7 protein-coding genes are annotated in these 13,400 nt (G+C 63.1%); all 7 read right to left on the bottom strand.

Annotated elements, in window-relative coordinates:
- Positions 1–7: 7 nt before the first annotated feature.
- Positions 8–439 (bottom strand): hypothetical protein, encoded by a 432-nt coding sequence (locus BM013_RS30250; protein ID WP_093132017.1) that lies wholly within the window; start codon positions 437–439, stop codon positions 8–10.
- A gap of 172 nt (positions 440–611) precedes the next feature.
- Positions 612–1,337 (bottom strand): CC0125/CC1285 family lipoprotein, encoded by a 726-nt coding sequence (locus BM013_RS30245; protein WP_143098414.1) that lies wholly within the window; start codon positions 1,335–1,337, stop codon positions 612–614.
- A gap of 25 nt (positions 1,338–1,362) precedes the next feature.
- Entirely contained in the window at positions 1,363–3,078 is a 1,716-nt protein-coding gene (locus BM013_RS30240) for a ShlB/FhaC/HecB family hemolysin secretion/activation protein (protein WP_093132013.1), read from the bottom strand.
- A gap of 111 nt (positions 3,079–3,189) precedes the next feature.
- Positions 3,190–3,654: a hypothetical protein gene (locus BM013_RS30235; protein WP_143072461.1), complete on the bottom strand. Its 465-nt coding sequence runs from the start codon at positions 3,652–3,654 to the stop codon at positions 3,190–3,192.
- A 221-nt stretch (positions 3,655–3,875) separates the two neighbouring features.
- Positions 3,876–4,235, bottom strand: coding sequence for a hypothetical protein (locus BM013_RS40850; protein WP_143072460.1), 360 nt, complete (start codon positions 4,233–4,235; stop codon positions 3,876–3,878).
- Positions 4,236–4,241: 6 nt separating this feature from the next.
- Positions 4,242–8,108, bottom strand: coding sequence for a hemagglutinin repeat-containing protein (locus BM013_RS30230; protein WP_093132009.1), 3,867 nt, complete (start codon positions 8,106–8,108; stop codon positions 4,242–4,244).
- Positions 8,109–8,111: 3 nt separating this feature from the next.
- Positions 8,112–13,385, bottom strand: a complete 5,274-nt coding sequence (locus BM013_RS30225; protein ID WP_093132007.1) for a two-partner secretion domain-containing protein — start codon at positions 13,383–13,385, stop codon at positions 8,112–8,114.
- Between the last annotated feature and the right edge of the window lie 15 nt (positions 13,386–13,400).

The following is a 13,400-nucleotide window of genomic DNA, read 5'->3' as shown; positions in this document are numbered from 1 at the left end:
CGGTTCGTCAGAGCTTCCCCGTGTCCTTCGGGTTGTGCACGATCTGGATCAGCACATCGGGCGTGTAGGACTTCGTGCGCGAGATCTCCGCGATCTCGCCGCCCTCCGCCCCCGCGAAGACCAGCACGCCTTGCCCCTTGTAGGCAAGGTAGTGGCGCCAGCGGTCGGTGCCCTTGTAGGTCGGCACCCAGGCCTTGCCCGTGTTTCGCACCGTCTCCGCATTCGGCTTGCCTGCGATCTTGATGGCCTCCGCGTAGGTCATGCTGGGGCGAAGCTGCGCGAAAGCAGTGCCGGGTGTGGGTTGGCCGATGACGGGGCGCTCTTCGTCTTCATCGGCTGCGACCAATGCGCGGCGGGTGGGCTCGTACAGCGGCGCGGACTGGCAAGCGGAGAGTGCGACGCATGCGAGCGTGATGGTGCAGAGGGTGCGGTAGTTCATTTGTTGGGTTCCTCCTGTTGTTGCTGTTGTGTTGCTTGCTAGCGGGAAGCCAGAGGTCGGGTTGAACCTCAGCGTGAGCTTCGCGTTGCGTTGGCGACCCTGTCGGCGCTGATCCACAGCCGAGCGCCGAGCGCCAGGGACCACGCCGTGGCGCCCGGCAAGGACGATCGCCTCAAGAGGCAGAGGAAGGCGCCGGCACGTCTTTCGTTTCCGTTGCTTGCCCAGCGCGCTTGATTCGCGGCCCCAGGCGTCCCAGCACGTCATCGGTGACAAACGTCTGCTCGCCCAGGTTGTTGAGGTCGGATCGAAGTTCAACGAGTATCGAACGCCCTTGCGGCGCATACCCCGCGCCACTGGAAGGCATGTAGATGAACAAAGGCGGCTGGCTGCTGACTCGTGGCGCAGGAGGCGGCGCTCGAAAGACAGGCATCGCGCCTGCGGTTTGCCGCATGTACGGGTCATGGAGACCGACCACGCGGTCGCTGTCGCTGTCGCTGTCGCTGTCGCTGTCGGGCTGCGTACCCTGGGTCGCCTGGCTCGCCTTGCTCACTTCCACATCGGCATGCGAGCGCCCTTGCCCAAAAATGTCCTCGCCCGTGAGCACGGTGGTGTCGATGGTTCCTTCAACGATCTTGAACGCCGGTGCTGCGGCCTCTTTTGCGACTTGTGCGCTGCGGTAGAGCATGAAGGCGTCGGCCCAGCGCACCGGCGTGCGCGTCGAACCGGTGAAGCGAACGCGGTAGAGCTGATCAGACAGTTTGCTGCTTGCGTAGCCGAAGTTGTTGCCTTCGGCACCGGCCGCGCGATACGGTGTCGGCCCGACGCAAGCAGTCAGCATGGCTGCCGACATCAGCGTGGCGAGCACGGCCGCCGTTCTGGAAATTTCTTGTTTTCTCATTGTTGTACCTCCCTGTGGTTGATATCTAGAAACTGGCGTTGAGGTTGAAGCCCAACGTGACCTTCGCGGTGCGGTAGCCCTCAGGCTTGCTGATCGGCGCGCCGACGAAGAAGTCATAGCTCAGCTTGGTCCACTGGCCCCGCACACCGATGACCGCGCCAGCCAAGCTGCGGCCCAGAAGGCCGACTGTGGAGCGCCCGCCGACATGGCCGTAGTCCATGCCTGCATAGAGCTCAGCCCCGCTCTGGCCGGCCGCCCAGCCGATGTCGTTGCGCAAGAGCCAGCCGCGCTCGCCGAGCAAGCTGGTTTCGCCGTCAAAGCCACGCACCGTGTAGCGCCCGCCGATGGAGAAGCGGTCTTGCGGCGTCAGCGGCGTGCGGTTCCACTGCGCCCGAATCAGGCCGGAGTAGCGCAGCTTCTGCTCTGCGACCTTGAACGGCGCGTTGAGCGTGATGTCGGCCGTGTACAGCTTCAGGCGCGAGGTGCCTTCGCCAAACTCTTCTTCGGGCGCGGTGCGCGAGCCGAAGCCGCCCGTGCCGCGCTTGTACGCCAGCGTGCCTTCGAGCGTCGCCTCGCCGATGAACTCCTTGTGGTTCAGGCTGAACTCCACGCCGCCGACCACGCGGTGCTGAACATCGACCTCGGTGTCGTCCACGAAGTTGCGCGACTCGCGCCGCCAGCCCTTCACTGCCACGGTCGTCTTGCGGTGCTGGTCACGGTAGACCAGGCGCGAGAGCTTGACCTCGGCGTTGTTGCTCTTGCCGGCGTAGACGTAGTCCTGGTTCAGGCCGGCCACGCTCTGGTGGTACTGGCTGTTGGAGGCGGTGAAGCCGAGCAGCCAGTAGCCGTAGGGCAAGGAGTAGTGAACGGTCTGGCCTTCGGTGCCCTTGGCGGGGTCGCTGAAGAGGTGGTTGTTGATGCTGTGGTTGACGCTGACGTAGAACAGGTCGTTCAGGCCGAAGGGGTTGTCCAGGGACAGGGTCGAGCCTGATTGGTAGCGGCCTGTGGCTTCGGTGCCGCTATCGTCCAGGCTGAGGGTGACACGCCACTTCTTGGATTGGACGTACTTGACGACGAGGTCGCTGTCGCCGGGGCGCGCGTTGGGGGCGGTCGAGGGTTCGATCTGGATGTCGGCCTCTGCTGTCGGAGCGCGCTTGAGGTTCTCCAGGCCTTGCTCTATGTTGCGCAGGTTCAGCAGATCGCCGGGACGTGCGGGGATGGCTGTGGCCAGCAAGGCAGAGCTGCCGAGCAGGGTCTGTGAAGAGTCGGAGGTCGTGCGGATGGCTGCGATGCGGCCGGGGACGAGTGAGAGCGTCAACGTGCCGGTGGACAGGTCTTGCGGCGCGGCCAGCACGCGGGTGGTGACGAAACCGCGTGCGATGACGGCCTGCTGGGCACGCGCGAGGACCACATTGACGGCCGCCGTGCCGAGGCAGCGTCCGGTAGGTGAGTCGTTGCCCTCAGGGCCGGACAGATCAGAGACCGCCCACTGGAAGGCCTCGGCCTGCTCGCCGACCAGCAGCACGCGGTCGATGCGAAAGCACGGCGACTCGGACTCAGGGATGCGTTGCACCGGCACTGGCGGCGCAGCCTGCGGGCGCTGGTCGACGGCGCGCTCATTCTGCTCACGTAACGCACGTTCACGCTCTTGCTGGCGCTGCTGTTCTACGAAGGGTTGGGGGGTGCTGGCGAGTTGAGCGTGAGCCCAGAGAGGTCCACCCAGCAACACACAAGCCAACACGGCACGCGGAGTCGTTTTCAATTTCTCTCCCTCGATATCTTTCTTGTCTGCATCGCCGGCGCTGACGCTCTGCGGCTTCAGCTACGGGCGTGAAATACGCGGCGCGTGCCGTCAGAACCGGCCGGTGTCCTTGGGGTTGTGCACGATCTGGATCAGCACGTCGGGGGTGTAGGACTTGGTGCGAGCGATTTCGGCGATCTCTCCGCCTGCTGCGCCGGCAAAGACCAGTACACCTTGCCCCTTGTATGCAAGGTAGTGCCGCCATCGATCCGTCCCGTTGTACGTGGGGATCCACGCCTTGCCAGTGTTGTTCACCCTTTCGGCGCTGGGCTTGCCCATGATCTTGAGGGCTTCTGCGTAGGTCATACCGGTGCCAAGCTGAGCAATCGAAGTGCCAGACACGGGCTGTCCAACGATGGTGCGCTCTTCGTCCTCCTCCGCTGTCACCAATGCGCGGCGGGTGGGCTCATACAAGGGCGCGGTTCGGCAGGCGGCCAATGCGGCGCAGACCAATGCAATAGCGAAAATTGCTCGGCACTTCATTTTTTCAACCTCTCGTCCGTCGCGGTACAGCAATCAAGTTCAACGCTAGACATCATTTTTCTTTGAAGAATCTGATTGCCGGATTTTTTTGGATCTCACGAATTTCCCGTTTCTGTCTCGTGTTTTTTCTTCACCTTTGTAAAATCCCAGACCTTCGCCAACTCCAAAATCATTCCGAAGAAAAAGACCGAAATAGCACTATCGGCACCATCCAAAGCGAAATAGAGCCAAGAAAAAATGGAACCAAACTATATTCAGTTGTTTTCAAGGTCTATTTTCTCAGCAGACGTGATCTCGTACTTTTCTTTAGCCTTCGTAAAATCCCAGAGCACGGCAAGTCCGAATAGCGGGGCAAAAATTGAACTCGCGATCGCCCAGAAGACAAAAAATGCAAACGCCCACTCTTTGGTGAATTCATGAAGCAATCCAATGAGCAAATAACCCAAAAAAATAACCCACGCACCCCCTATGGCACAGGATAGGGCGTAAAGGCAAACAATTTTTGTTTTTCGAAATTTAATTAAAGCATTGAAATCCAATAATTCAGGCTCAACCCAATGCGGTATTGCATCAAAATTAAACGGATATCCAGGAGTATTGCTATCGGGTTTCATTAGACGTCAGCACGATTTTCCAGAAGATGGATTGCAGCCAAAAATTGGAGTGCTCCACCAAGAATTATTGCCATTCACATTCAAACCTGACTGACCCATTTCTCGAACGGGTGTTGCCGCAAACTGCGAACTCAGGTACCAAGTACCCCAATTCCCCAACGTCGTTGGTATCCATTGATTCGCCAAGCCAAAATAAGCATTCAGCCAGAGTTTGGCCGGACCTCCCGCCATTCCCCCCAAAGCAGCCATTCCTAAACTGGCTGGCGTGGCGGTGCTGAAATGGGTTGCGCCTTCGATGACACCCCCCATAAACCCGCCAGCGGCGACGGAACCCACCCACTTCGTGCCGACGACACTTGTAATTCCTCCGACTACAGGAACAGTCTGAGCAGTCACGCCGGCGCCCACCAACAACGGCACGCCATAAGCCACCGCCAGCGGTGCGCCTACGACCAGTCCGATCGCACCAACCGCGTTGCGTCCTTGCTCAGCCTGCGCCTGGTTAATCGGATTGTTGGGGTTCCAGTTCGCACCGTAGACCAAGCAAGTCGTGCTGGCGCACGGGAAATACTGGGGATTGTCAGCGGTGTTGGATGGCCCATAAGTCATCCCCCTGGTGTCGAAAACGTAGGGTGACCTCGCTCCGCCAGTGCCTTGGACGATGAAGTTCATCAGTTCTCGGTTGGGGGCTCCGGGCGGAGTTTCTTGGAGGGCATACCCATTTGCTACAACCCTCAGGCCAGGGTCATAGGTCATGTCACCAGCCACAGTCCGAGTGGGTGACTGCGAGCCGTAGGCCTGCCCGGTCGCTGAATCATAGGACTGCCAACTGCCCGAGGGATTGAGGACGTTGCCGGTTGCGTCACGCACACCGGACCATCGCAGGGCTTCCGCGATTTGCTCCAGGGTGTACTTGCCGCCGGATTGTGCTGCGAGCAAATACGCATTCACCGTATCGCTCGGATGCAGGACTCGATTGTTTGAGTCGGTGTTGTAGCCGCCGGCCCCCCCCGCGCTGCCTCCGGCCAGGGCGCCAACCACGGAAGCGAACCCGGCGCCCAGCGTGCTTGCGGCCACCCGCGCTGCAGACGGGCTCAAGCCAGCTCCGATCAACCCATCCATCATGCTGTTTTGCAGGTCGTTCAACGTGCGCCCCCCGGCTGCGGCCGCGCCTGCGCCCGCCGCACCACCGGCTCCCCCTGCCAGCCCGCCGATGACGATATGGGCGGCGACGCGGTAGGCCCCGCTCTCACCCCACTTCGTCGCCTCAGCGATCAACGCATCGCGCTGCGTCGAAGGCTCCATGGCATTGGCTTGTCGCATCAGCGCTCGGTATTGCTCGTCGGCATAGTCCCCAACGGCGCGCGCAGCCTGCGAGCCGAACTGGGATGTGATCAAGACCTGCGCTTGAATATCCCTCATGGCACGCTGACGATTGGTCATCTGCAATGCGTTGGTCCCGTCCACGCCCGTGCGGATCGCCGTATTGCCTGCGATGCCCGAAATCCCGCTGCGGGTGGTGCTGGACCGGTCAATATCGCTGTCACCGATGCCTGCCCCGCCGCCACCCGAAGTGCTGATGTTGAAGCCGTAGCCACTGCCCTTGAAGGTGTCCCGGTTCACGAGATCGGTCATCGTCAGGCTGCCCGTGCTGAAACTGTTTCTCCCGCCATCTACAGCGGCGTCCTTGCTGCTGATCGCGGCGCCAACGAGGGTCGTGTTGCCCCGGACGCTGACACCAAAACCCCCGTCGCCCGCAAAGAAACCGCTTTGCTGGGTCGCGCTGGCAAAGTCGCCGTCGCCGTGCATGTTGTTCGCACTCACGCTGACGCTGCCGCCGTAGCACGCATAGATGCAGAAGCTCCCACTGAAACCGCTCCCGCTGTTCTGGCTGTGATACGTGCTGGTGTCCTGCAAGGTCTCGATGCGCAAATTGCCGCCTACGTCCGCTTCGACGCGTTTGCCTGAAACGATGGCCCCTCGAACAGTAGTGTCCCCACCGCTCTTGATGCTGACTTGTTGCCCGGCCTTCACCGTGGTGTTCGTCCACGCGCCGTCGGTCCCGTTGTCACGCCCACTATGACTGCCTGCTGCGACTTCCAGCGTGATGCCGTTGGTCTCACCGAAGGTCATGCCCACACCGATGCTCGCATTGCTGCTGCGACTGGTGGAGCTCTCCTTCTTGGTATTGGCAGCCGCTTCCAGCGTGACGTTGTTGTCCGCCGCAAGACTGACATTCTTCCCGGCGTCGATCTGGCTGCCGCGCACAAGAATGTTGGAGTCTCGCCCGCCACCGGTGGCTGTGATGGTGACGTTGCCACCCGCCTGCACGCGCGAGCCGGCCGATGTGTCGCTGCTCTCTTTGCGTGTGGATTCACTCGAACTGCTACCGATAGTCAGCGTCGCGCCCATGCTGACTGCTCCAGTGCCGCCGTCGCTTTGGGCCGCAGCCTGTTGGGCAATGTCCTGGTACGCCGAATAGCCGCTGAGCGCCATGCTCGCCGCGCCCAACGCCTTCATGCGGCCGTCCTTCGTGTCCCTCATGGCCTGGCTGGTGTCTTCCATTCCACGCAGCACATCGATCAACGGCGCCTTGATACCCAGCGTGATGCCACTCTGCGAGAAACTTTGCGTGCTCTCGCTGCGCCTGGTCTCGCGTGCTTCGACGATCTGCACGTCGCGCGCCTGGATGTCGATGTCGCCGCCGGGTGCAACTACATCGCTGCCCACTTGCCGATAATGATTGCCGGCCGTGATGATCACGTTGCCAGAAATGGCACCCACGGTGCTGCCGACGGCGGTGGTCTCGTCGGTGTTCCTCGTACTCCTCGTATCTTGTCGGCCCCAGGTCCAGCCAGACCCTGCGTCGAACATGCCGCTCCTCGACGCTTCACGAACGTACTGGCTGTCCTTGGTCTGCGTCGCCGCCTCTATCGTGATGTTGTTGCCAGCCCAAAGCTCCGTCCCCTTGTCGCTCACCACGTTGGAACCGCGAATGCGGATGTCGTTGCCCGCGTCCAGAACAACGGCCTTGCCCCCGAGGCTGCTGCCAATGACACCCGTCGCGTTGAAGCTTCCCTGCTCGGTGCGCTTGGAGCCGCCTCCCGATGTGCGGAGCCCCTCGTTGAGCGCGCTTGCCGATTGGCCCGCATCGATGTTGATGTCGCGCTTTGCAGCAATATTGAGTTCGCCGTCGGTGCTGTTGATGGTGGCAGCCCGTGCATTCACGTCCCGCCTGGCCATCAAGCTGATGTCACCGCTCGTCTCGATACGCGTTCCCACTTCCTGCGTGCTGGCTTCCGCGCGATAGTTGCCCGCGCTGCGAATGCTGGCTTCCTGTCTGGCGGTAGTGACCGTACCAAGGTTGATATCTCGGCCCGCGCCGATCTCGGTCGTGCCGTCCTTGCCGCTGTTGGCAATCAGCGCACCCATCAGGTTGACATCCCGCCCTGCCGAAGCAACCAACTCGCCCTTCGGATTGCTCACATACAGCCCCGCCACCCGGTCCACGATGGTCCCGCCTCGCATGCCCAAGGCCCCGGGCGTGAAGTCCAGCGTCATTCCGCTGCTCGTGGTGGTGCGCACGTTGATGTCGCGCCCAGCCTCTAGCTTCAGCTTGCTGGCGGCATCGATGGTGCCGCCGATGTTGTTCAGGTCGGTCCTCGCAGTGAGATCGACGCTGTCACCGGAGATCCGGCCATTCAGGTTCTGGATGTTCTCTGCGGTGATGCTGACGGTTTTGCGCCCGGCGACGGTGCCGCTGCTGACCAGATCGCCACTGAGCTTGATGCTCACCTCCTTGCCCGCAAGCAAGGCACCGGAGCCGTCGATGTCGCCATCCTTCACACGCACATAGACCTGGGGCACCAGCACACGCTAAGTGCTTCCGTCCGCAAGTGTCACGGTCTGCTCGACCAGCCACACGATGTCGCTGGTCAACTGCGCCATCTGGGCATCGCTCAGCGCAATGCCGGGCCGCAGGCCGTACTGCCGCGCAAAGGTGACCCCGGCGTCCATCAGCGCGCTGTACTGGGCCTCGTCGCTGTCATAGCCGTTCAGGTAGCGATGGCCAGTCAGCTGCGCCACCTGCTCACGGATCAGGCGCTGTTCGTAGTAGCCGTCCCCAAGTCGCTTGAGCGTGTTGTTGGGGTCTTGCCCGAAGTTGCTCAGCAGGTAGTCGCTGCTGAGCCAGTTGCGGTAGTTGGCGAAGCGCGGATCGGTCTCGACCAGGTAGTGGCTCGACGCCCCCGCGAGAGTTCGAAACAGGCTGGCTGTGGGCAGGGTCAAGCTCGGCAGCGTCGTTCGCGCGATCTGCTGCACGTCCGAATTGGCGGCCAGCTTGACTTCGATGATCGGGGCAACGACCGGCCCGTTGGGGCCTGTGGCAAGGCCGTTGCCGTTGACGCCACTGGCGCTGGCTATGCCCTGGTTGGTGTGGCCGGGAGCAAGGGTGCCGGTAGGCGTGCCGCTGCCGACCACCGTGACGTTGCCCTCTTGCCGTGCGGCAGCCAGCGTGACGGTGATCGGAATGCTCGAGTTGTACGGCGTGGGCATCGGCATGTCGCCGCTGCCGTTGTTGTAGTACTGCGATCCGGTTCGGGTTTGCGCGCCTGAAACTTCGAGATTCTTGTTGGTGATCGTGCCGCCGGTCACGTTCAGCGCACCGCCAGCCAGGATCTGGCTCATGTCGTTGGTGCCGTTGCCAACGGCGATGTCCATCTTGCCGCCGGCAATGATGCGAGCAGGCGCGGACGTCTGCAGAACCGGGATGGTGCTCGAATCCGAATACGTCCATGAGTAGTACGCACGGGCGTAGTTTTGATAGACGTCGTTGATGAAAGCGGCGGTCGCTGTATCGAGCTGCTTGTGTGCGTTCAGATAGGCCTGTGTCTGGGCATCACCCGATGGCGTATCCGTGCTTGGCGGCATCACGCCGAACGTGAGCCAGATGGGATCGTTGCGCGGGTACCAGACACCGGGTTCCGTGAAGGTCTCGGTGAAATCAGTTCCTACCGGTCGGCTGCCGGTGAGATCGCTGCTGTTGCGCGGCGGGTTCGTGTAGTAGGCCTTGAACCGAGAAAGCGGATAGCTTTCGGAAGGAACCAATATGCCGGAGAACTGACCGATGTTGGGCCCGCCGGCCTGGCTGACAAAGCTGGGCCAGAGCACGCCCATCAAGTGCTCAAAGTCGACCGATGGCCCCTGAACGGTCACGAAGACCAATTGGTCTGCCGAATAGCGCGTCGTGCTTGCAGGCAGTGCGTACTCCGTGCGCGAGTCGCTCGGCTTGCCGTTCTGCATCGTCCAAGTGACGCCACCGTTGCTGTTGTTCAGAACGGAGGTCTTGATGTCGATGTTTCGAGTCGCCTCGATGGTTGCGGCATGGTTGTTCACGGTACCGGCCGAGCCGCTGGCCGAGCCGGCCACGAGCGTGCCGCCGACGGCGATGTTGCCGTCGCTGAAGATCAGCGCGCCGTTGCGGTTGTTCAGGGTCGTGACGCCCAGGTCCAGGCGCTGGCGCGCGGCGATGGTGCCCGCGGAAGCCACACCGTTGACCGTCTCGGCGTCGTTGTTGAGCGTGCCCACGCCTATCGAGATCTGGTCGCCGTAAATGCGGCCGGTGCCCAGGTTGTCCAGCTTGCCGGCATTGATGCGGGTGGTCTGGCCGTCGATCACGCCGCGGTTGGTCACCGTACCCGAGGCGTTCAGCGTCGTGGTCTTGCCCTGGATGTCGCCAGTGGCGGTGTTGTTGATGTCCTTCGCCGACAGCGTCAGTTCGTTGCCGGCTGCCAACTTGCCGCTGTTGGTGATGTCGCCGGTGGTCGAGAGCGTGAGGTTGTTGTTGGCAACGGTCTCGCTGCCGGCCGCAAAAGTAATGTCCTGATTGACGGCCAGGCTCATGTCGCCAAGCGACAGCAGCTTGCCGTCCCAAGTAACCGAGCCCGCGTCGAGCACGACGTTCTTGCCGCCGACCAGGGTGCCACTAGTGTTGAGCACCGACAAGGCCCTGGGCGTTGCAGAGTCCTTGATGACGAGCGTGTCGCCCGCGGATATCAGGCCCAGGGCGTTGTCGATCTGCCCGCTGCTGGTGAAGGTGGCGTTCACGTCGGCGCGGATCGCGCCTTGATTGGCAACGAACGCCGCCGTGATGCTGACGTTCTTGCCTTCGATACCCTGTTCCGCGCCTCGGCTGCCGGTGTTGGTGATGCTGCCGGCATTCAGGGTGGTCGTGGCCGTCGAGCGGATCAAGCCACCGACATTCGCGATGCTGCCGGCGTCCACACGCAGGTCACCCACTGCGAGTGTCTGACCGCCGCTGGTGTTGTAGCCAGCACCCTGGGTGTCGATAGCGACCGTAGACTGGCCTAGCACGATGCCGCCCTTGGTGTTGGTGAAAGCCAGCGTGCGAGCGTCCAGCGCATTCTGCGCACCGATGAAGCCGGCCGCGTTGTTCACGGCGCCCGCGCTCAGCTTCAGCGTATTCGCGCTGGTGATGCCGCCTTGCTTCGTGCTGTGACCGGCTGCGTTGGTGTTGATCAGCGCAAGACCATTCGTGTCGATGGCCATTGCACCGCCAGACTGGATCAGCCCTGCGTCGTTCACAAGCTGGCCTGTGTTCAGAGCCAGCGTGGTGGCCGCTGTCAGGGTGCCGCGCGTGTTGTCGAGCGAGCCACCGTGCGCGCCGACAGACAGACTGTTGCCGCTGACTTTGCCGTCGGTATTGCCGAGGCCGCTGTTGACGAGGACGACGGCCCCGGCAGCCAGCATGCGCCCGGCATTGTTGGTTGTGGCACCACTGGTCGTGACGCGCAGGTCACCGGTCACCGACGCGAGGGTGCCCGCCGAATTCTCCAGACTTTCGGCGTCGACGGTGGTTGCACCGTCGGCGGCCAGCGTGCCTTCGATGTTGAACACAGCTCCCGATGCCGTCACGCGCAAGGCGCCCGGCGTAACGATCTTCGCGTGGTTCGTTGTCACGTTGCCTTGCGTAGCCGCGACCGCAATGTTGGCCGCACTGGTCTGGCCCGATGACAGGTCCACGCTCGCGCCTTGCAGCATGGCGTTGCCTGCGGCGAGGTTGGTGCCATTCGCGACCAGCGCGCCGGAAGCCGTGACGCTCAGATTGCCGACGGTTGCGAGCTTGCCGTCGTTCTGCACGCCCGCTCCGAGCACGCCGCTCGCACCCGATGCCAGGCTGCCCGCAGTGACCGTGGTGTTGCGCCCCGCGGAAATGCTGCCGTCGTTGGTCAGTGCACCGGACACCGTGAGCGCCGTGTCGTGGGTGCCGCGGATGGAACCGCTGTTGCTCAGCGAACCGGCCTGCACCGAGGCATCCGTGCCCGCACCGATGGTCCCACCGGTGTTGATCAGTCGATTGGCGACAGTGAGCTGCGTGCCGGCATTGACCGACTGGATGCTGCCCTTGGTGTTGTCCAGGCTGCCTGCAGACAGGCTGACACCCTGATTGGCGATGAGCGTGCCGCCCGTGTTGTTCGCTGCACCGGCCACGTTGGCGCTGAGCGCATTCGTTGCCGAGACAGCGCCGCGAGTGTTTATCAACTGCCCGCCGACCGCGAGCGTCGCATCCGTATCGCTGCTCAGCTTGCCGTCGGTATTGTTCAGGTCGCCGGTGGTGGCGATGTTCACGCTCCCCGCGCGCAGCGTGCCCCCGCTGTTGTCCAACGGCCCCACGTTGGCGCTGAAGCTGTTGCTGACGTTGAGCGTGCCGCCCGCGTTGCTGAAGCTCGGCCCCGTGACCGCCATGTTGGCCACCGACAGCGAGCCGCCTGCGTTGTTGATCTGCGGTGTGTTCAACGTGACGGGGCCGCCCGCGTAGATGCGGCCGCCATCGTTGAGGATGCTTCCGCCTGCGGCAATCGCGCCTGGTGCAGGCGGTGTGTACACCGCCGGTGCCGACGTGCCGCCGCTGCTGCTGTTCGCCGTTCCCGTGCCTGTGGTGCCTGGGGTCGCCGAACCGCCGCTCGCTGCGCCACCGCTGCCCGTGCCCGTGGTCGCACCCGCACCCGCACTCGCACTCGCACTCACGGGCTCCATGCCGATCACGCCACCGTTCGTGTTGCTCAGCACCGGCGACGTCAGGGTCAGGCCCGCAGCGCTCGTCTGGCGAATCGTGCCGCCCTTGTTGTCGATGTCTCCCGGCGTGCGCAACTCGATGCTCTGCCCTTCCAACGTCCCAACGTTCTCCAACCGCCCCGCTGCAGTCACCACCAAGCCCCCCGCGCCCGCACCGATATTCCCCGCGTTGCGCACCCCCAGCCCCGCCTCCGTGCCGATCAGCGCAATCTTGTTCGCATACATGCCACCCAACGCGGCCACATCCAGCGCATACGTCGGCGCGGCGCCGCTGCCTGCCACCGGCGTCACCCGCCCCGCATCGGCCGACACCTCGTTCGCCCCCGCCACCACCTTCAGCTCGCTCGCCCAGATGCCCGCGTTCACCTGCACGGCACGGGCCAGGATCGCCGCGTAATCGGTCTTGCTCGCGTCCAGCCCCGCGCCGTCGATGGTGATGGTGCCGCCGCGCACCAGGAAGCTGTCGAGCCCGCCCATCGCGTTGAACTGCGGCGTGCCCGTGGTCAGCGTGGCGCGGCTCGCGTTGATGAAGCCGCCGCCGTCCACGCTGATGCCGGCCGGGTTGGCGATGATCACTTCGGCGCGCTGGCCGCCGACTTCGATATAGCCGCGCAACTGGCTCGGCGAGCCGCCGTTCACCTCATTGAGGATGATTCGCGCCGCACCACCCGCCATGAACGGATTGCCCTGCACAAAGCCACCCAACTGCGTCTGCACGTTGGCGCGGCTGTTGTTCAAGATGGCGCCGTTCGCGCCTACGTTGAACTGGTTGTAGACGTTGCGCGAGACGCCAGCCGCCGATGGCGTCTGGATGTTGACCATCGGCACGCCGTTGGGCGCCATCAGCACGGTCGGGCGAAGGTTGCCCGGCACGTTGGGCGCGCCGACGATCTGCGCATGCGCCGATGCCGCCATCAGCATCCCGGCGAAGGCCACCGCACCCGCTGCGGCAGTGGCCCTGCTCGCGCCCTTGCCAGCGCTCGTCGCGGTCTCCTGGACCACCATGCGCATGCCTCTGGCCGCGTTGAAGACGACGCGGTGCAAATGCCGATTCATATTTTTCCAGCTCCC

Origin of the sequence: Variovorax sp. OK605, from assembly GCF_900115445.1 — a bacterium.
Classification (GTDB): domain Bacteria; phylum Pseudomonadota; class Gammaproteobacteria; order Burkholderiales; family Burkholderiaceae_C; genus Variovorax.
This window is presented reverse-complemented; position numbering and strand designations above follow the sequence as displayed.

Bases quoted from the DNA above. Each gene is read 5' to 3' on its own strand.
- BM013_RS30245 (WP_143098414.1), bottom strand. From the start codon at position 1,337: ATGAGAAAACAAGAAATTTCCAGAACGGCGGCCGTGCTCGCCACGCTG.
- BM013_RS30250 (WP_093132017.1), bottom strand. From the start codon at position 439: ATGAACTACCGCACCCTCTGCACCATCACGCTCGCATGCGTCGCACTC.
- BM013_RS40850 (WP_143072460.1), bottom strand. From the start codon at position 4,235: ATGAAACCCGATAGCAATACTCCTGGATATCCGTTTAATTTTGATGCA.
- BM013_RS30225 (WP_093132007.1), bottom strand. From the start codon at position 13,385: ATGAATCGGCATTTGCACCGCGTCGTCTTCAACGCGGCCAGAGGCATG.